Raw genomic sequence first — 20,601 nt, 5'->3', positions numbered from 1 at the left:
CCACCTCTTAAAACATATGAAAGAAAATAACAGTCAAAATAGACTGGCATATTGACTGTTGTTATCTACTAGAGTGTGTCTAAGTTTGAAGAGGTTAAATTTCACCTGGGAGTGGCCTGCTGATTTGTAGGTAGGCCCGGTCTCCGCCGTTAATAGGAGCTTAAGTGTGGCTGAATTGGCCAAACTAGGGTGGTACCGCGAGAGTAGACTCTCGTCCCTTTTCTGGGGACGGGTGTCTTTTTTTTATACTATCAGAAAGTATAAACTTCGTTATATACTGCAAATAGGGCTAATCTGTGCGAAGACAGTGTCTTCGTCTAAGCATAAGAGCAACTAGGCAGCCGCCTTCGCTAAGGCTTGGCGCCAGCCAAGTTTTCTTTATGATATATTTGGAAAGGGTGGTTTACTTGAAGAGTGAAATACTTCGTATTGGAGAAGAGACCTTACGACAACTGAAGGAACTAGACAAGCAGGAAGCACTCCAAGAACTTAAAGTAAAAGTTCTCGGAAAAAAAGGATCGCTAACCGCATTACTGCGTCAAATGGGTGGTCTAAGTGTTGAGGAGCGGCCGATAATGGGTCAAGTTGTCAATGAGATGCGTAGCCGCCTGGAACAAGCGTGGGAAGAACGTAGTGTGGAGTTAGAAACGCTGGCATTGCAGAAGAGATTGGCCACCGAACGGATTGACATTACGTTACCAGGAACACGTGTCCCGCGTGGACATCATCACCCGCTTACCCAGGTTGTCGAGGAGATTGAAGATATCTTTTTGGGTATGGGATTCCAGATTGCCGAAGGGCCAGAAATTGAATCCGATTATTATAATTTTGAAGCCCTTAATCTGCCCAAGGAACATCCGGCACGGGAAATGCAGGATTCCTTCTACATCACAGAGGAAATCCTGCTTCGAACTCAGACTTCTCCCGTTCAGATTCGAACGATGGAAAAACTTCATCCTCACCTTCCAGTAAAAGTCATTGCACCAGGGAAAGTTTATCGCAATGATGACGATGCGACTCATTCTCCAATGTTTCACCAGGTCGAAGGCCTTGTTGTGGACCATGGGATCCGAATGTCAGACCTTAAGGGTATTCTCTTGAATTTTTCTCGCCAAATGTTTGGTGAATCCAGAGAAATTCGTTTAAGACCAAGCTTTTTCCCGTTTACTGAGCCAAGCGCAGAAGTGGATGTTTCCTGTATGCTTTGTGGGGGAGCGGGATGCCGCCTCTGCAAAGGGACCGGATGGATAGAAATATTAGGCTCGGGAATGGTTCATCCTAAAGTCTTAGAAATGGGCGGTTATAATCCGAAGGAAGTCACGGGCTTTGCCTTTGGTATGGGAGTAGAACGCATTGCCATGTTGAAATTCGGGATTGAAGATATGAGACTCTTATTTGATAACGACTTGCGCTTTTTGCAGCAGTTTTAAGGGGGAAAGGTCATGAAAGTCAGTTTGGAATGGTTGCGTGAACTCGTTGATCTAGATCAGAGCGCAGAAGAGTTAGCGGAAACATTAACCCGTGGTGGGATTGAAGTTGAGGATGTCGAGCACCTGAATAAAGGATTCGAAAAAGTTGTGATCGGTGAAATAGTCAGTTTAACAAAGCATCCAGATGCTGATCGACTTTGGGTTTGTACCGTGAATGTGGGTCAAGAAGTAGTGGCGATTGTCACAGGAGCTCAGAATTTGCTGGTCGGAGATAGGATTCCTGTAGCCTTAGTAGGCTCAACCCTACCCAATGAGCTCTCGATTCGGAAGTCCAAACTAAGAGGGGTTGTCTCCCAAGGCATGTTGTGCTCACGTGAAGAGCTCCTGCTTGATGCAACGGTAGGCCTGGAGCGCAGTGCAGATGGGATTCTGATTTTATTTCCCGATGCTCCAGTTGGAGAGAATTTTGGCAAATATTTAGGGCGTGAAGACAGTGTCTTGGACTTGGAACTCTATCCCAACCGACCAGATTGTTTAGCAATGGTCAATGTTGCTCGTGAAGTCGCGTCTCTTACCAGAAAAACCCCCCATCTGCCGAAATGGACGGAACAAAATCAAGTCCTTACTCTTCCCACGGCTGCGGATCTTCAGATTATAATCGAAGAGCCAGAATTATGTTGGCGTTATGCAGGGCTAGTGGTTGAAGATGTTCATATTGCTCCTTCTCCGGAGTGGATGCAGCGACGGCTTAAAGCCGCAGGGGTTCGCCCTATTAGTAATATTGTAGATATTACAAACTATTGTATGTTGGAAATGGGCCAACCGTTGCATGCCTTTGATCGGGACAAGATCAATGGGGATGTTCACGTCCGAGCTGCGTATCCGGGAGAAAAAATTGTCACTTTAGATGGAGTGGAGCGGACACTACAAGCAGATACATTGCTTATTGCAGATGACGGTCAGCCTTTGGCGGTAGCTGGTGTAATGGGTGGGTTAGACAGTGAAGTGACGAAGGATACGAAGCGGTTAATGATCGAATCCGCGCATTTTTCCGGGGTCAGTGTCCGTCGGACAAGCCGTCGCTTGGGGCTTAGATCAGAGGCTTCCAATCGTTTTGAAAAGGGTATTGATGCCTACGGAATCGTGGCCACCCTGGGAAGGGTTTGTGATTTGCTGCTGGATTTAGGAGCGGGTCGACCAGTTGCGCTCGTGGATGTAGTGAAGAACCTTCCGCCGCAGCGTCAGGTCAGTCTATCTGCCTCACATACATCAACCGTCCTAGGCGCAGAGCTTGAGACAGCCGAGATTCGCCAAGTCTTGGATGACTTAAACTTTGAATATACGGAACAAGAAGGACTATTCAACGTTAGCATTCCGACCTACCGCGCAGACATTGAAATCGAAGAAGATCTTATGGAGGAAGTTGCTCGCCTGATCGGCTATGACCGAATACCGACAACTCTACCGCAAGGAGATCTGACGCAGGGCAGGAGAACTCCGGAACAGGAGTTTCGCCGCAGGCTTCGTAAGGCACTGGCCCAAGCCGGGATGGATGAGGTAATTACCTATACGTTCACTCGCGCGGAAGCAGATGCCCAGTGGGGTAGTGCAAAGCATTCAATTCCTTTGCTCAACCCTTTACGGGAAGAACTGGGCGTTATGAGAACCTCACTTGTACCAGGACTTCTTGATGTAGCCGCCAGGAATGTTGCGCGTCGCAACACCGATGTGAGTATTTTTGAGATCGGGAATACGTATTGGGGAGAGGAGCAACCTTTACAGAAACTCCCCCGGGAAGAATTACGAGTGGCTGGGGTTGCTGTAGGCAAGAGCGGAAGGCATTGGCTAAACCAACCTGTCAATTATGATTTCTATTATCTTAAAGGAATTTTAGAAGAGGCGGCTCTGGAATTTGGCCTTAAACTAGAATATCGTCTAGCTGAGAATCAAGGCTTGCTCCACCCTGGGCGTTCGGCTGACATTTATCTCCAGAACCAGTGCGTTGGATTCCTTGGGGAAATGCATCCCTCATTGGAGAAGGAGTGGGAGCTAGAGCGAGTGGTGTTATTTGAATTAGAGTTTAACCCACTGTTCGCGCGGATGCGGCAAACGGTTCGTGCTCATTCTATCCCACGTTTTCCTGCTATTCAAAGGGATATAGCCATAGTCGTAGCCAGTGAGACCGCAGCTGAAGCAGTCATGTCTAAGATGCGGAAACTCGGCGGGGAATTGTTACAACAAGTCAAAATTTTTGACGTCTATAGAGGAAAACCTATACCGGATGATCACAAAAGCCTAGCCTTTGCGTTACGTTACCAGTCCTTAGAACGTACGTTGACTGATGAAGAAGTAAATCTGCTGAATTCACGTATTTTAGAGGGAATTCAGCAGGAGTTTGGGGCAGAATGGCGAAAATAGTAGGGAAAGATTAATACAGGGCGTACAAAGAGAGCGAGGGAAAAGTGTGACACATGAATCAGTCAAAACCACCGTTGAGATTTTTGGGGAAAAGCATGTGGTTCGCGGTGAAGGGACCGCAACTTATATCCAAGGTTTGGCGCATGAAGTCGATAAGAAGATGCGCTTGATCGCTCAACGGTTACCTCGCTTGGGTGTTCACCAAATTGCTGTTTTGACCGCCCTGAATTTAGCTGATGAGCTGGCTAAGTTGCGAGAAGAACAAGAAACATTAATGCAGTTACTCGGAGAAAAGACAGAGTGAGGGCAATTCTGAGCACATTTTCAGGTTGCTTCTATCATTACCATCGAAACGAGAAATTTTAAAAATCATGGTGATCAAAGTCTTATTTCATTTGCGATAAGCTCATTCCCATGGCCTCTTAGATAATCACCTGTCCATTATCACCGTCCGCTGTTATCTCTGTACCGTCACGAATGATTTTCATCACACCGGGTATGTTCACCCCACCTATTATCCCTAATGTTCAAGCGTTAGCTGGACGAGTCTACACAACTCAACTCAACCTTTATGGCGGCACTTTGCTAGTGCCGCTTTTGCATTTGTTGAAAAGATTAAAACGACCTTATTGATAAACTAAATGATTTAGCAAGATACTTTTATTTTTTTTTGAGATGGATAATATGCAATGCCTTTCAAAAATGGAAGGATTTGAGGTTGGGTAAACAGAATAATATTATTTGGAGTGAAAACTCAATATATAGTTTTGGAGAGGAGGGAGTGACGGTGTAATGTGACTTGAGCCCCCAACAAGGTTAGCCTGCTTGTTTGAACAGGGTATGAGGGGAGAGCGGTAATGAATATCATTTTTTTAATCTTAGCCCTTATCAATGTTACTATCTGGATATACATGGGATTACTGCTGTTTAATTATTTGAAGAAGATACCAGTTTTTCGTGGTACTAGTTGCTCTGACAATGAGATTATTTATCCACCATTGTCTGTAATAATTCCAGCTTGTAATGAAGAAGAGTCTATTGAACAGACTATTTGTCATTTAATCAATCAAGATTACCCTGATTTCGAAATCATAGTTATAAATGATCGTTCCACAGACCGAACAGAGGCAATTCTTGCAGAGCTAGACATTGAATACCCACAACTGCAAGTTATTACGGTTACCGATCTGCCCCCGAAATGGTTAGGTAAAAATCATGCTCTTTATCAAGGGGTAAAAAAGTCTAAGGGCGAGTGGTTACTTTTTACTGATGCTGATATTAAATACTCACCTAATAGTTTAAAGAAAACGGTTGGTTATTCTATGAGAAACGGTCTTGATCACCTAACAATCGGTCCTGATATAGTGTACAAGGGGTTTTTCTACGGTGGTTTCATTTCCTTCTTTGCTTTAGTAGTTGCCGTTTTATTCATGATTAGTAAGAGTGCCGGACTCGGTGCTTTCAACTTAATAAAAAGATCTACCTACCAAGCAATTGGCGGACACGAAGCAATCGCTATGCAGCCTGTCGATGACTTTGCTTTAGGCAAATTAGTTGCCAAGAAGGGGTACAAACAGAGTTATGGGCTCAGCAAAGGTATAATCTCTGTAAAATTATATGATAATCTCTTTGCCATGGTAAAAGGTATCGAGAAAAATCAATTCGCAGGAACGAATTACAGTGTTTTAGCCACGTTGGCAATGGGTTGTTTCCTTTTATTTCTGCATGTGTATCCGTTTGTTGGGTTGTTCTTTGGACCTGAGTGGGCAAGAATACTGTGTGGTGTTTCCGTGATTACAGTATTTGCTATTTATAATTACGCAAAGAACTATATGTGTCTCTCTCTAAGGCATTTTTTCCTTCACCCTATCTCAGCGTTACTATACTTGTGGGCGGTATTAAAATCGATGGTCAAGATTCTAAGAAGAGGGGGTATCGAATGGAGAGGAACAGTTTATTCTTTAAAAGAATTGAGAAAACATACTTTATAAGCGAAAGTGACTTTTTCATTTAATAAAGACCAATTTCTTCCCTGAATATCGTTTAGAAAGGGAGCGATTGCTATATCAACGGCAGGTTATGGTATAATATACATACCTATGAATTATTGAAAGAGAGTGATAGGAATGGAAGAGAAAATTCTTCTGGCTATAGAAGGTTTAAGACAAGATTTCAACCAGAAGATTGGTTCATTATCAGGTAAAGTTGATTCATTGTCAGGTAGAGTTGATACATTATCAAGTGAAGTTGGTTCGTTATCAGGTAGAGTTGATACACTATCAAGTGAAGTTAGTTCATTGTCAGGTAAACTTGATTTGTTAGACAATCAAGTAAATGAGAATACACAAATATTGAAGGCATTAGAACACTTGGCCCAAGTTAATAAGGCTGAGCATGATCGAATGGCTGTTGACTTAGCGGAAATAAGTAGTGAAGTTAAATCCATGCAAAAAGGCTGTTGAATTAGTCACTGCTAATAATTGGAGCGATATTGTAAAGCTTAAATCAATTAAATAAACATGATTCCCCCTCCAAAAATATAAGTTCCAACCTTAAAAAGAGGGGAGGGGCTGTTTTTTTATCTCCGCAGGCATGGAACTACAGATGCAAATAGAATGAGATGTTGTTGAGGGTTAGGATTGAATACATCATAAAGTAAAAATCAAATAGTAAGAGTATAGCTATTGATTGTGTCTGACATTGAATTCTGTATTAAAAAACTATAATCTAAACAAGGTGCCTGGAAGTATAGAATAATATGCAAAATTATTACGATAATATTCGGTTTTGGGAGAATAACATGCTAATGAAATTCAATATCGGTAAAAATTTAAACAATGTAAGAAAAAGAAGAGGACTAAGCTTAGATAAAGTTGCTGAACTAACAGGCGTAAGTAAAGCTATGTTAGGGCAGATTGAAAGAGGGGAGTCTACTCCCACAATAAACGTCCTTTGGAAAATCGCAACAGGGCTAAAAGTCTCTTTTTCCTCACTGTTAGCGAATAGGGAGGAAGATAAAGAGACTCTCTTAATCCAATACTCAGAAACAACTCCTATAATTGAAGAACATGGGCAGATGAGAATATTTCCACAATTTATTTTTGACAGCAATAGAGGCTTTGAAGTGTTTATTATTGAACTTGAACCAAGCTGTAGTCATAGATCAGACCCTCATGACGAGGGGGTTGAAGAATATATCAGCCTTATTGAAGGTGTGCTAGAAGTAACCATTGGTGAAGATGTTTATGTGTTGAATAAAGGGGATGCCATTCGCTATTTGGCAAATAAAGAACACATTTATCGCAATCTTACGGATCAGCAAATCAGCTTTCATCATATAATTTACTATTTTTCCTAATATAATTTGCTATTTTCACTAAGATAAAGCCGTTAACATATGTTCTCAAAACACGACAAGCAATGTGCCTAGTCGTGTTTTTTCTATGCGACTAAGGTTGAGGGCTATCTTGGAGAACACTAATATTGGTATTTAGCAACAAAGGTAATAAAAATTTGCTTAATAATTATTGGACGTTATAACGCACGCGTGATACAATCAACAAGAAGATGTATGCTATAACGCATATTTGGACAATTAAATGAAGGAGTGGTAACGTGGAGAGCTCTATATTCCCCTTGTTAAAGAGAATTAAAAGTGATTTTTCAATCTCAGCAGTTGTCGCCGGCTTAATTGCTGTTGCTGTTGGGTATGCAGGACCTGTGCTGCTAATTTTTCAAGCTGCCAAAGTAGCAAACTTAAGCAATGCCAATCTATCCTCTTGGATATGGGCAATTTCCGTTGCCAGTGGACTGACAGCAATTATTCTAAGTATTCGATTTAAGGCCCCGGTGATAACGGCATGGTCAACCCCAGGAGTTGTCTTGTTGATTTCAGGTTGGAAGGCATATGCTTATTCTGACGCAATTGGGGCATTCATTTTTTCGGGTGTCATAATTACAATATTTGGATTTACGGGTCTATTTTCTTCTTTTATGAAGCGAATCCCGTACTCAATTATTACAGCTATGCTGGCGGGGATTTTACTTGAGTTTGGGGTCGATGTCTTTGTTTCTTTAAAAAATTTACCGATGTTGGCTTTACCCATGATCTTATGCTACCTGGTGGCCAAGCGCTGGTTTCCACGCTATTCAGTAGTTGCAAGTTTACTTTTCGGTATATTAGTTTCATATGGCCTCAACATATTGAATTTTAGTGGCATTAATGTCGCTCTTGTTCAGCCAATTTTTACAAGGCCCTCGTTTTCACTTAATGCAATCATAGGTTTGGGTATTCCACTTTGCATCGTGACTATGGCTTCTCAAAATGCTACAGGTATCGGAGTGTTAAAGGCTGATGGATACGATATACCGGCAAATCCGCTCATCGTAACGACTGGGATTGCCTCAATCATTTTTGCTCCGTTTGGCGCGCATGGTATCAATTTGTCAGCCCTCATAGCTGCGATCTGTACTGGGAAGGAGGCACATATTGATCCGGATAAACGCTATATTGCAGGTATCTCCTGCGGCATCTTTTACATTTTATTTGGCATTTTTGGGGCAACGATCGTTTCTATTTTTACTGTTTTTCCTAGCGAATTAATCGTTGTAATAACTGGCTTAGCATTATTGGGATCAATTAGTTCAAGTCTTTCTTCAGCGATGAAGGAAGATGAGAAGAAGGATGCCGCGTTGATTACTTTTCTTGTTACTATATCCGGTATTTCAATCGCTGGAGTCGGAGCACCATTTTGGGGTTTAATCATCGGTATCGTCACAAATTACATACTTGAGGGAGACCTGACCAAACTATTTTCCCCGAAAGTAACACATCTGTGAGAAAGTACCGGCGGGTAAATTGAAGTAACGTGCTTCGAAGGATGAACTGGCGTTTTCTCGAGAATTTGGCTACAATAGGAAAGGGAAGGGGAGAGAGAAATGCACATTGTGATGATTTTCTTGGATGGTTTTGGACTAGGCGGGAAAGACGATAACCCCATAGTTGCTGCAGAAACCCCTTCGATCGATGAATTGTTAGGTGGCCATCTCCTCTGGGGAAAACGCTACATTACTCATAAGAATACGGTGCTTAGGCCGTTAGACCCTTTGCTAGGAGTAGAGGGTACACCTCAGAGTGCAACGGGACAGACAACACTTTGGACGGGGCTAAACGCGGCCAAGGCGATTGGACATCATCTCCGTGCGTATCCTAATAAATCACTCACTGAGATTATTGCTGAGAAGAGTATCTTTAGGCAATTAGCTGAACTTGGTAAGACGACCATGTTTGCCAATACATTTACAAAAGGATATGATCAAGCGGTTGCAGCTGGAAATAGAGCACATACGGCCTCAACTCTGTCGGCCTTAGCGGGAGGAGTTCGCTTAAGACGTGTTCCTGATTTACTGGCAGGTTTAGCGGTGTATCAAGATATGACCAATGAAATACTTGTTCAGCAAGGAGAACAGGTTTCGCTTATTTCCTCATTTGAAGCTGGTAGGCGTTTGGGAAACTTAGCTCTACACTATGATTTTACGTTATATGAATTTTTTCAAACGGATGTTAAAGGGCACAAGCAACTTTGGGATGAAGCGATAGGATTAGTTGAACGCATTGATGGTTTTATCGGAGGTTTTCTCTCAGTTGTTAAGGAAGAAGATGTGGCCTGGATTCTGACCAGTGATCATGGTAATATCGAAGACTTTTCCGTTAAAGGACACACAATGAATCCAGTGCCTGCGCTATGTTGGTCTACTCAACCCATGAAATGGCCGGAATGGAATACCCTTGAAGAAGTGACCCCGGGTATTATAAAGTTATTAACTGAAGGATCGTAACAACTAGATTTTAACCCTCAGAGCCATGAGCAAGGCCTCTGAGGGTTTTCCTTTTATAGATCAGGAGAACTAGGACCAATGAACTAGGGCTAGTCTTTCTAAGATTGGGACTAAGGCCTTATATTCACTCGTGCTGCCTCCATATATACTAAAAATATATCAACTGGGACTTTAGCCCCAACATATTAATACTCTGGAATTGTATCTGGTGGTATCAGCAGCGGATCGGGCAGAATAATTAAATTTACTAGATGAAAATTCCAAAGGGAAGGGGCAGAGATCAAATGAAAAAGAAACACTTATATCTATTACTTTTAGTCGTCTTCTTGTCTTCGACAGTGGCGTTCAAGGTAGGATACAATAATTCAGAGAGCATTATGATTAATGTATTCGAATCGTCTAAGAATATTATTAACTACCAAATACCAACCCAGGGTGTTAAAAAATTTGCTTACTTAACGGATAGCCACATTAAAAATTTAGGTGGACATAGATTTCAAGTTGACAGTTATGTAGATTGTCAAAACGACAATCTACAAGATAAACGTATACGGTACACAATGATAGTCCATTGGGATGGTCAGGAATATGCAATGGAAAAGTTGAATACTGAAGGGCTATAAAAACGGGGCTGTGCTAAAACTTGTTACTATATTTTTCACATCCCCACTTTTGCTTCTATATCATCAAAACACAAGCGTCCTCACTCCACTTTTATAGTGAAATGAGGACGCTTATTGATTGTTGTAACCACTTGAAATTTTGGAGACTGAGTTTTCACACATCCCAGTTTTTACATAACTATCTGACTTGTCGAAAGGTAGGTGGGATTTTGCCCAGCGTCAATTGTACAAATTAAAGTGAAACAATTATAATAAGGGTTGTTGTCAAGCTTTGACAGAGGATGATCTTAAATAAGGGCAAATGGAGAAACAGGGGAAGTAAATACATGGATGAACGAAGGAAAAATCAATCTCGACCGCTAGAACTTCTAGCTCCAGCAGGAGGTTTCGAGGCGTTTAAGGCGGCGGTGGAAAATGGCGCGGATGCGGTCTACCTGGGCGGTAAAAGCTTTAGTGCTCGGGCAAGCGCAGCAAATTTTGATTTAGAAGACCTACAAAAAGCTGTTCGTTATGCTCATGAACGACAGGTTAAAGTGTTTGTGACGGTTAATATTCTGATTGCGGATCAAGAGTTTCAGGAACTGGTGGACTATCTATACTCCTTGCACGAAATAGGTGTTGATGCCGTGATTTTACAAGATGTTGGGGTCGCGGAATTAATTCATACAATTCTTCCAGAAATGGAAACCCATGCAAGCACACAAATGACGGTGAATACAAGCTGGGGAGTTCAGCATTTGGAATCTCTTGGCTTTAGCCGTGTGGTGTTGGCCAGGGAGACCTCAGCCGATGAAATGAAAGTGATCGCGAAAAATACGCCGCTAGATGTTGAAGTCTTTGTACACGGCGCACTTTGCATAGGTTATTCTGGGCAATGTCTGATGTCGAGCTTTATCGGGGGGCGGAGTGGAAACCGAGGTACGTGTGCCCAACCTTGTCGGATGACGTATCAGCTCGTCAACAAAGAGAAAGAGAACCTTTTAACCACAAAAAACCCAGGAGAACATTTGCTAAGCCCTCGGGATTTGAACTTAGCCGAGGAACTTGCAGAGTTGAAACGAATCGGAATTTATTCCCTTAAAATTGAGGGGAGAATGAAACGACCCGAGTACGTGGCGACCGTGATTCGGATCTATCGGCAAGCCTTAAAGCGGATGGAAGATCAGCTGGAAGCCGATGCGGTTGGCCCTTTGCTTACTTCGAGTGAACATCAGGAATTGTTGCAGGTCTTTAACCGGGATTTCACAAGCGGGTATTTCAGGGAGAACCTCGGCGCCGAGCTTATGAGCTATAGTCGTCCGAACAATCGAGGGACACGTCTTGGGCGAGTGGCTCGCTTAGAATCGGGACGATTATCTCTTAAACTGGAGGCGGCTTTGCACTCTGGTGATGGGATCGAATTTTGGACAGGTCGTGGACGTGAAGGAGTCACAGTGGGTTCAATTTGGCGGGATCAGACAGAGGTCGAAGAAGGAAAACCTGGGGAAACTATTCAAATTGAATTCTTTGGCATGGCCCAGCCTGGAGATAGAGTCTTTAAGACCAATGATGCATTGTTAATGGAAAAGGCTCGGGAAAGCTTCCAAGAGGGACGGGAGCAACGTAAAGGTCCATTGAACATGCGTTTAGTGGGGCGCGTTGGAGATAAATTGCGTTTAGAAGTCATTGAGAGTGGGCGGAGAGTAACCGTTTATTCGACGGGCTTAGCTCAGAAGGCTTTAAAAAGGCCACTGACGTGGGACTATGCCTTCCAGCAGTTAGGGCGATTAGGGACAACACCCTTTTGGCTAAATGAGTTGGAGTTGGAGATTGAAGAAGGTACCATGCTGCCAGTAAGTGATCTGAATGAAATGCGCCGTTCAGCCGTCGAAGAGTTACTGAAAGAAGTGCCTTGTCAAAGGATTGCCCGACAAACGTATAGACAGAGAGTAGAAAAATGGAAACAGCGTCTGGCTGAAGACCGGGCAAGTTTGAGGGAAACGGTCATCCCTCGAATTTCAGTAGCTGTAAGTGACAAAGAAACGCTACAAGCTGCCCTAAAGGCGGGGGCTAAGCGAGTACTCATCGGTGGGGAACATTGGCGTTCCCGGCGTGGCTTTTCGCTGGAGGAGATTCGGAATAGCTTCGAGATCTGCAGGAAACAGGGAATCGATTGCGCTTGGCGGTTACCACGCATCTTAAATCAGGCTCAGAGTTCAAGCCTTCTGTTGGACCTGAAAAAAGCGGCGGAGTGGGACAGGAAACCGAAGCTGATGATTTCCAACCTCGGCGAACTAGAAATTTTGAAGACTGTTGATGAGAATTGGCCGTTTGAAGTGGATTACTCCTTAAATGTGTTTAACGAAGCTAGTCTTGCCTATTTTTGGCGCAGGGGTGCTAAAAAGGTGACCCTTTCACCTGAAGTACATCACGAACAACTTGCCCATTTAGCGAAGTGGCCAGCTGTGGAGCTGTTGGCGTTTGGAGACCTCGAAATGATGGTGAGCGAATACTGCCCGATCGGATCAACGCTGGGTGGGAAAAAAGGGGAACGCTGCGCCGGAACGTGTGTGAAAGAACCGCATTATTTGCGCGATCGCCTGCGCTATGATTTTCCAGTGGAAACGGATCAGGAGTGCCGGATGCACCTTTTCAATGTTAAAATACTCAACTTGTATGAAGAGCTGGCCCAAATTCGGCGCATGGGGATTTCAACTGTTCGCTTGCAATTGACTCGGCAAACTCCTGAGCAAGTCCGGCAGATTGTCCGTTTGTTTGTTGAGGCTTGGGATACATTGTGTGAAAACAAGAAGTTCTCATGGACGTCGGAAGAGGGGATGTCGGAGCTAACGTCTCTTTTCCCTGAGGGATTTACGAAAGGACATTTCTTCCGCGGCGTGTTGTAGGTTAATCTAGTTGAAAGGATTGTCGATACATCCTTATTCAAGTCATGGCCAGCGCAAAGGAGGAACTATGGGAATCGAAGAAAAAGTTCTAAATAAGCTAGACTTTCCAAAGGTCTTGTCAAGTTTAGCTGAATATTGTATCCTTCCTCGGGCCAAGGAACTGGCCGTTGGATTAATACCGTTTATTGATTGGGAATCGGTACGCTTGGCGCTACAGGAGACGGAAGAAGGAAAGAATCTCTTGCGAGGAAACCCCCTCTTTTCCGTCCGCGGCGCTAAAGAAATTCGTCCCTATATTGAGCGTTGTCTGCGTGGCGGGGTAATTCACGGCGAGGAATTACTCGAGATTCGAGATACGCTAAGAGTAGGACGGAAAATAAAACTACTTCTTCTGGAACTCAATGAGGGGTTCCCTGGGTTATGGGAGATTGTGTTACCCATCGAACCACAGAAAGATCTAGAAGACGAAATCTCTCGTTGCATTGCGGAGGACGGAAAGGTGGCGGACAGCGCTTCCCCAGAACTGGTAGACTTAAGGCGTGCCCTTAATCGTCTTCAGAATCGTATTAGGGAAAGCTTGGAGGCAACCTTACGGAATTCTTCGTATCAGAAAATGCTGCAAGATCCTATTATCACTCAACGTTCGGATCGTTATGTTTTGCCTATAAAGCAGGAATATCGCACAGCATTTCCTGGTATTGTACACGATCAATCGGCGAGCGGAGCAACCCTTTTTATTGAACCCATGCCAGTAGTACATCTAGGGAATGAACTGCGCGAAGTGATTTTGAAGGAACAACGTGAGGTCATGCGAATTCTGCAAATGCTCTCATCAAAAATTGAGGAACGCGTGGATGCAGTGGCAGGGCTTCATGAAGCTCTGGCTAAATTAGATCTGGTGGTTGCCAAAGCGCAGTTAAGTGTGGCAATGAACGCAGGTGCGCCGGAATTGGTAAAGGGTCAACAGATGAAGCTTGTTCAGGCGCGGCATCCGTTGATATTAGGAAAGGTTGTCCCTCTCTCGGTGGAGTTAGGGATTGATTTTGATACGTTAGTGGTCACGGGACCCAATACTGGGGGAAAAACGGTGGCCCTAAAAGTGGTTGGCCTTATGGCGGCTATGACTCAGGCAGGTCTTCATATTCCAGCAGAAAATGATTCTCGAATGGGAGTTTTTACCCAGATCTTTGCAGATATTGGAGACGAACAAAGTGTGGAGCAATCCTTAAGTACCTTTTCGGGTCATATGAAAAACATTGTAGAAATTATTGACCGTTCAGACGAGCGTTCTTTGGTTTTACTTGATGAGGTAGGGGCAGGAACTGACCCGACGGAGGGAGCAGCTCTCGCGATGGGTATTTTGGCTGAACTTCATGAAAGAGGCTGCCGAACGGTATCAACAACTCACTATGGAGCACTTAAGACGTTCGCCTATGAAACTCCGCGCGTCAAAAATGCATCAGTGGAATTTGATACAGAGACCTTGCGTCCAACCTATCGGCTGTTGATAGGAATTCCCGGTAAGAGTAATGCCTTTACTATCGCTGGACGGTTGGGTTTGAGTGAACAGGTCCTTGAAAAAGCGAATACCTTTGTGACGGAGCGAGAAATGCAGGTGGCGGATCTCATTGAAAACTTAGGAGAGACTCACCGAGAGATCGAATTGGAGAAACAAAAAGTTAAAACTGGGCGACAAGCGGTCGAGCGGCAAAGTAAAGCTTTGGAAGAAAAATCTATACTCTTAGATGAGGAATATGAACTACTCTTAAGTTTGGCCAAGGATGAGGCAAGTGAGCTTGTTCGACAGGCTAGACGGGAAGCGGATGACATAATTGAAGAGTTGAAAGCAGCTCTTAAGAAGGAAAATAAACAACAACAAGATATTGAAAAGGCACGCCAGGGATTTCATCGAATCTCAGCCAGGCTTGACAAGGGTCGAAAGGTACAACGCCCTGGCAGCGGACTAGTGGCAGATCAGATCAAGCTAGGGCAGACGGTTCAGATGACGAAACTTAGGCAGAAAGGGCAGGTCATTAAGCTCCCTAATGCCAATGGTGAAGTCCTAGTTCAAGCTGGAATTATGAAAGTCATGGTTCCGCTGGTGGAATTAAAGTTAGCCAATGAGGAGAAGAAAATCCGACCCAAATATTCACGAGACGTGAATATCGGGTTTCAAAAAGCGGAGGAGATTCGCAGCGAGATTGATCTAAGAGGGATGTTGGTCGAAGAGGGCACGGAAGTTTTAGACAAATATCTTGATGACGCCGTTCTTAGTGGAGTTGGCTTGATTTACGTTATTCATGGCAAAGGAACGGGAGCCATGCGTGCGGGTATACAGGATTTTCTACGAGGTCATCCGCATGTACGAAGTTTTAGGCTAGGGGAATATGGAGAAGGGGACTCTGGGGTTACAGTTGTTGAGTTGAAGTAAACAAACTAAGAAATGAAGGCGTATTAAAAGGAGGGCAATTGCCCTCCTTTTTAGTACTAATCGGAAAGTATAACTTTTGTTGTATACTTTTTCTTTAGATATATCAAAAGTTATAAATAAGAGGGGACCATAGGTACCCCCTTAAATGTGAAATTTGTTCGTTTAGTCGGTTAGGGTTAATTTAACACTTCCAGAAAGCGGCCCGATCCCCGATCCGTTTCGGTTCTTGAAAGCGGCCCAGAAAATATAGTCGCCAGGAATGGGAGGTTTGCCATTTTCACCAAGTGAAATCGAAATTGAGGTTGACGCTGAGTTCGAAGCCGCAATGGGGAAGCTTTCGATAGTGGTTTGGCCTGTACGCTGAAGGTAAAAGATAGTGGAATCCCCCATATTCTCTTTAGGAACGGTCATGGGAATAACTGCTGTATAAGTTTTGGCAGTATAGTTGATTCGGCCAAGTGTGGGCGAGGGAAGCGTGGGATCTATTTCTGGAAGCCCACTTGTTGGAGGTGGTATTGTAGGATCTAAACCAGTAACAGGATCGGATGCTGGGGGGGTGGTAACAGGATCTGAAGCTGTCTCGGTAGGAGGCTTGTAGGGAGCTTCACGTTGTGGCCATATCCAGGACGGATTTCGGTTGGGCAAATTTAAGAATGTCTTAGTTAAAGTATTCGCTGAATTTGGATTAGCCAACTTGTTCGGATGATCTGCATCTACCTGTTTTTGAATCCACACATCACTGACCCGAGTGGGGAAATCACCCTGAGCAGCAATCTCTGTAGAGATAAAGGTGCTTGGAGTTAAACTGCTGGGGAGCAACCCTGATTTCGTATCATAGGAGCCACTGATAATCCCTGGTGGAATAGTAAACTTCGACTGCACGGGGAGATCCTGAAGAGCGGCTGTCATGACCTTCTTCCAGATTTGAGCGGGGTAACTACCACCATAAACACTTCGCAAATAATGTTGCCTGTCTGGGTCAGAATCATAGCCCATCCACACAACCCCTGCATAATTTGGAGTATATCCGGCAAACCAGGCATCTGGATTACCAGTTCTATTGCCATATATATTAGGATCCAGGGAAGTGGTACCGGTTTTACCGGCAATAGCCCAGTTTCCGATTTGGGCACTGTATGCTGTTCCGTCAGTTACAACGCTTCGCAGCATATCATTGATGATGTAAGCCGTGGTCTCCTTCATGACGCGGTTTTTTGTAATTTTAGGGGTCACAGTATTCCCCTTGGCGTCTTCAACCTTTACAATGGCATGGCTAGTGACGCTAACGCCGTTGTTGGCATAAACTCCGTAAGCAGCAGCCATCTGCAGCGTGGATATATTTGGAGTACCGAGAGCTAAAGTCAAGTTGCGGGCACTGTCTTCTAGAGGGAGTCCGAGTTTATCCTTACCAAACTTCCAGCCGTAATCCACCCCAATTAGGTCCAAGAGTTTAACGGCATAGACATTGACAGAGTCTTCGAGGGCATAGCGCATCGTAATCAGGCCTTTCCAGCCTTTGTCTATTGTATCAAAATCGGTGGGTGTCCAAGCTTTCCCGTTTCCTTGGTTATAGCTCACAGGCATATCGTCAAGAACAGTGCCGGGAAAATATCCACCTTTCTCAATAGCTGGTCCATAGACTACCAAGGGTTTGATTGTCGACCCAGGGGGCCTTGGGGATTGCCAAGCTCGGTTCAGTCCACGGGTTGTATAGTCCCGCCCACCGACCATTGCTTGAATCGATCCGGTTGAAGGTTCAACGACAGTGATGGCTCCTTGGACCTTTGTGCTATCAATTCCTTTGGGAAAATTAGCGGAATCGGCAAACGCGGCCTCAGCAGCATCCTGAACTTTTGGATTGACAGTCGTGTAAATTCGCAGACCACCGCTGTAGATTTGATCTGGGGTTAAATTATAGGTGCTTTCCAGCTCTTCAATAACGTAATCAGTAAAATAGGGATATTTGTAACTCGCATTGGATAAGGTCGTTTTTTGAGCACCACCAAGAGTTTTCTTCATAGTATTAACATAGTCGAACGGGGTATCTTTATACGTGTTGTACTCCTGAGTGGTAATAATTCCAGCATCTCGCATTACTCCCAGGACGATGGTGCGTCGATTTTTGGCTGCATCAGGGTGAATATAAGGATTATACTGACTGGGAGCTTGTGGTAACCCTGCTAGGAGCGCGACTTGATCAGGCTTTAAATTCTTAATATCTTCACCAAAGTAAGTTCGGGCTGCAGCTTGGATCCCAAATGACGATTCACCAAGGAAAATTTTATTGAGATAAAACGTAAGAATTTCGTCTTTTGTGTATTCATGCTCAAGTTGGATGGCAAGAATTGCTTCCTGAATCTTACGGGTAAAGGTTTTGGCTGTTGGATTGTCTATAAAGGCATTGCGTGCGAGCTGGATGGTTATGGTACTTGCCCCTTCTTTGGCGCTTCCGGAGCGTATGTCATTCAGTGCAGAACCGATGATCCGAATGGGATCTACTCCGAAATGCTGATAAAAGCGTTTGTCCTCAACTGCAACAAAGGTTTTTTTTACGAGATCAGGGATATTAGAAGAAATGACGGCTTGGCGGTTCTCTACTCCATGCAATGACGCATACTGAACATTGTCTTTGTCATAAAGAAAGGATGTTTGTTTTTGGTCATGAAGCAATGAAGGGTCCCATTTTGGGGTACCTATTGCAGCAATTCCGACGAAAATTACTAGACCGATCATAACAAGAACAATAAAAGTCACAATTGACAAGAGAACAATCCGAGGTTTTGATGAGCGCTTTTTGCGCCTTGGGCTCGTTGGTCTCCGGGACGATGGCATGATTTGTACCTCCTTTATAGTAAAAAGAATAAGGCTTGCAAAAATTTTAATTCCTTGAATTATATCATACTTCTACAATTGTAAGGAGATCCTATAAGTTATGGGCGAGCTAAAGGCAAAAACCAGACTAGTTGCGAGCTCGGCATGGACACGCTATAATAATATAAAGTAGCCTATGTACATAAAGTAAATAGTATGATTGAGAAGAAACTTGGCGGAAGGCAGTAGAGAGTCGGTGTGAGGTGCAAATCGACCCGGAAACCAAGAGTTACACCTCATGACTAGAGCCAATAACTCTCGGATCAGCCCGTTATCGCTGGTTAAGCTGGATGTCCGTTTCTGAAGATCGGCGTCAATGTGGGTGGTACCGCGGAAGTGTTTTCGTCCCTCAACCTTGTGTTGAGGGATTTCCTTGTTTTTGGGGACCTACTCGAAATTTCACTATCTGGTTGGTACAAATATGGTTCAGGATCGAAAGTAACATAAAGGAGGAGTATAAGCATGGATATTTTCAAGGATTTGCAGGAACGAGGACTTGTATATCAACATACGGATGAGTTGGCCTTGCGTAAAAGATTAGAAGCGGGTCCGCTGACCTTGTATTGCGGGTTCGACCCTACTGCAGATAGCTTACATATTGGAAGCTTGCTGCCTATCTTAGTCTTGAAGCGATTTCAATTAGCCGGGCATAAACCCATAGCCTTGGTGGGCGGAGGAACGGGGTTAATCGGCGATCCCAGCGGTAAAGCATCCGAACGGGTACTGAATCCCAAAGAAGTTGTTGATCAATGGGCTTATAAGATTAAACAACAGCTTGAACAATTCTTGGATTTTGAAACTGAAGAGAACCCGGCAATTGTAGCAAACAATTACGAATGGCTTGGTTCACTTCAAGTTATTGAGTTTTTACGCGATATCGGTAAGAACTTCCCCTTGGGAACTATGTTAGCGAAAGACTCCGTGGAAGCACGGATGAGCAAAGGTATATCTTATACCGAATTCAGCTATATGATTTTGCAATCGTACGATTACCTGAAGTTAAATGAATTGTATGATTGTGAGATGCAGGTGGGTGGTAGTGACCAGTGGGGCAATATCACTGTGGGTATCGATTTGATTCGTCGGATGTCGGTTGATCAAGTGAAGGAAATACATGGCCTAACAATGCCTCTCGTTACGAAAAGTGACGGGGTGAAATTTGGAAAGACAGAATCAGGAACCGTTTGGCTCGATGCAGAAAAGACGTCTCCGTATAAATTTTATCAATTCTGGATGAACACGGATGACCGGGACGTTATTAAATTCCTGAAATACTTTACCTTCATACCAATGGAAGAGATCAATGAGCTGGCAGAAGGTGTAGAAAAGGAACCCGAAAAGAGAAGAGCTCAAAGGGTGCTGGCTACAGAAGTGACAAAGTTAGTTCACGGCCAAGACGCTCTTAAGCGAGCTGAAAAAATCTCAGGTGCACTTTTTGGAGGAGGACTTAGAAATCTGTCTGCTGCAGAAATTGAAGAGGGGTTTAGTGATGTCCCTTCGGCGACTATCGAAAATCCTGAAATCGGGCTTATCGATTTGTTGGTCCTAGGTGGTGTCGTGTCATCTAAACGTCAAGCAAGGGAGGCGATTGTCAGCGGAGCAATCTATATTAACGATGTTCGGCATACGGACGTAGAAACAACAGTTCCTCAGCTGGAGCGTTTAGATGGGAAGTATCTTGTTATTCGTCGAGGAAAGAAAAACTATTATCTTATAAAATTTAGCTAATAAAGAGGATGGATCAAGGTACAGAACGACTGATATATTGACAGTCGTTCTGTACTCTCACTGGTCAATAATCATCGCAAAAGAAAGAAACTCAGCTCCGATTTGACAGGAGTTAAAAAATTCGACTTGTATTACTAAAATATGCGTAAAAAAATAGTTGACAAGTTGATAACCAAATGTTAATATATCGAAGTGCCGCGAAATACACTACTGAAGTGCGAAAAATGCTGTCAATAGTTAAGACCGGCGAAAAATTAGTCATTGACAACGCGAGTTGAAAATGCTAAAATTAAAGTCTGGCCCAAGTGGCCTTAGAAAAAACCATGGTCTTTGAAAACTAAACAACAAGGACAGCCAATGAGAGAGACTCGCAAGAG

Annotated in this window: 12 protein-coding genes; 11 read left to right on the top strand and 1 reads right to left on the bottom strand. The window is 43.8% G+C overall.

Annotation, left to right across the window (positions count from 1 at the left end; translation table 11 throughout):
* Positions 1-407 precede the first annotated feature (407 nt).
* From pheS to DSBG_RS16205, 10 genes are all read left to right on the top strand, one after another.
* Positions 408-1,430, top strand: coding sequence for a phenylalanine--tRNA ligase subunit alpha (gene pheS, locus DSBG_RS16255; RefSeq protein WP_068965320.1), 1,023 nt, complete (start codon positions 408-410; stop codon positions 1,428-1,430).
* Between the two features lie 12 nt (positions 1,431-1,442).
* Positions 1,443-3,848, top strand: a complete 2,406-nt coding sequence (gene pheT, locus DSBG_RS16250; RefSeq protein ID WP_068965319.1) for a phenylalanine--tRNA ligase subunit beta — start codon at positions 1,443-1,445, stop codon at positions 3,846-3,848.
* Between the two features lie 46 nt (positions 3,849-3,894).
* Positions 3,895-4,152 (top strand): cell division protein ZapA, encoded by a 258-nt coding sequence (locus DSBG_RS16245; protein WP_040413094.1) that lies wholly within the window; start codon positions 3,895-3,897, stop codon positions 4,150-4,152.
* Positions 4,153-4,705: 553 nt separating this feature from the next.
* A complete protein-coding gene (locus DSBG_RS16240; RefSeq protein WP_068965318.1) occupies positions 4,706-5,839 on the top strand; it encodes a glycosyltransferase family 2 protein in 1,134 nt (377 codons plus the stop codon).
* Between the two features lie 135 nt (positions 5,840-5,974).
* Positions 5,975-6,310 carry an MbeD/MobD family mobilization/exclusion family protein gene (locus tag DSBG_RS16235; RefSeq protein WP_176716300.1) on the top strand — a complete coding sequence of 112 codons (336 nt, stop codon included), beginning with the start codon at positions 5,975-5,977 and terminating at the stop codon, positions 6,308-6,310.
* Positions 6,311-6,648: 338 nt separating this feature from the next.
* The gene (locus tag DSBG_RS16230) at positions 6,649-7,206 is read left to right on the top strand and encodes a helix-turn-helix domain-containing protein (protein ID WP_083236928.1); all 558 of its coding nucleotides are present in this window, start codon (positions 6,649-6,651) and stop codon (positions 7,204-7,206) included.
* Positions 7,207-7,463: 257 nt separating this feature from the next.
* Positions 7,464-8,687 carry a benzoate/H(+) symporter BenE family transporter gene (locus DSBG_RS16225; RefSeq protein WP_068965317.1) on the top strand — a complete coding sequence of 408 codons (1,224 nt, stop codon included), beginning with the start codon at positions 7,464-7,466 and terminating at the stop codon, positions 8,685-8,687.
* Positions 8,688-8,786: 99 nt separating this feature from the next.
* Positions 8,787-9,686, top strand: a complete 900-nt coding sequence (locus DSBG_RS16220; protein ID WP_068965316.1) for a metalloenzyme — start codon at positions 8,787-8,789, stop codon at positions 9,684-9,686.
* A gap of 949 nt (positions 9,687-10,635) precedes the next feature.
* Entirely contained in the window at positions 10,636-13,194 is a 2,559-nt protein-coding gene (locus tag DSBG_RS16210; RefSeq protein WP_068965314.1) for a U32 family peptidase, read from the top strand.
* 67 nt (positions 13,195-13,261) lie between these two features.
* A complete protein-coding gene (locus DSBG_RS16205; protein WP_068965313.1) occupies positions 13,262-15,625 on the top strand; it encodes an endonuclease MutS2 in 2,364 nt (787 codons plus the stop codon).
* A 162-nt stretch (positions 15,626-15,787) separates the two neighbouring features.
* Here the strand turns inward: DSBG_RS16205 and DSBG_RS16200 are convergent, their stop codons facing one another.
* Positions 15,788-18,457 carry a transglycosylase domain-containing protein gene (locus tag DSBG_RS16200; RefSeq protein WP_068965312.1) on the bottom strand — a complete coding sequence of 890 codons (2,670 nt, stop codon included), beginning with the start codon at positions 18,455-18,457 and terminating at the stop codon, positions 15,788-15,790.
* 501 nt (positions 18,458-18,958) lie between these two features.
* On the opposite strand from DSBG_RS16200, the gene tyrS reads away from it, so the two are divergent.
* Positions 18,959-20,224, top strand: coding sequence for a tyrosine--tRNA ligase (gene tyrS / locus DSBG_RS16195; RefSeq protein ID WP_068965311.1), 1,266 nt, complete (start codon positions 18,959-18,961; stop codon positions 20,222-20,224).
* Positions 20,225-20,601 lie beyond the last annotated feature (377 nt).

This window comes from Desulfosporosinus cupriresistens (genome assembly GCF_001707885.1).
In the GTDB taxonomy this organism is placed as follows: domain Bacteria; phylum Bacillota; class Desulfitobacteriia; order Desulfitobacteriales; family Desulfitobacteriaceae; genus Desulfosporosinus.
This window is presented reverse-complemented; position numbering and strand designations above follow the sequence as displayed.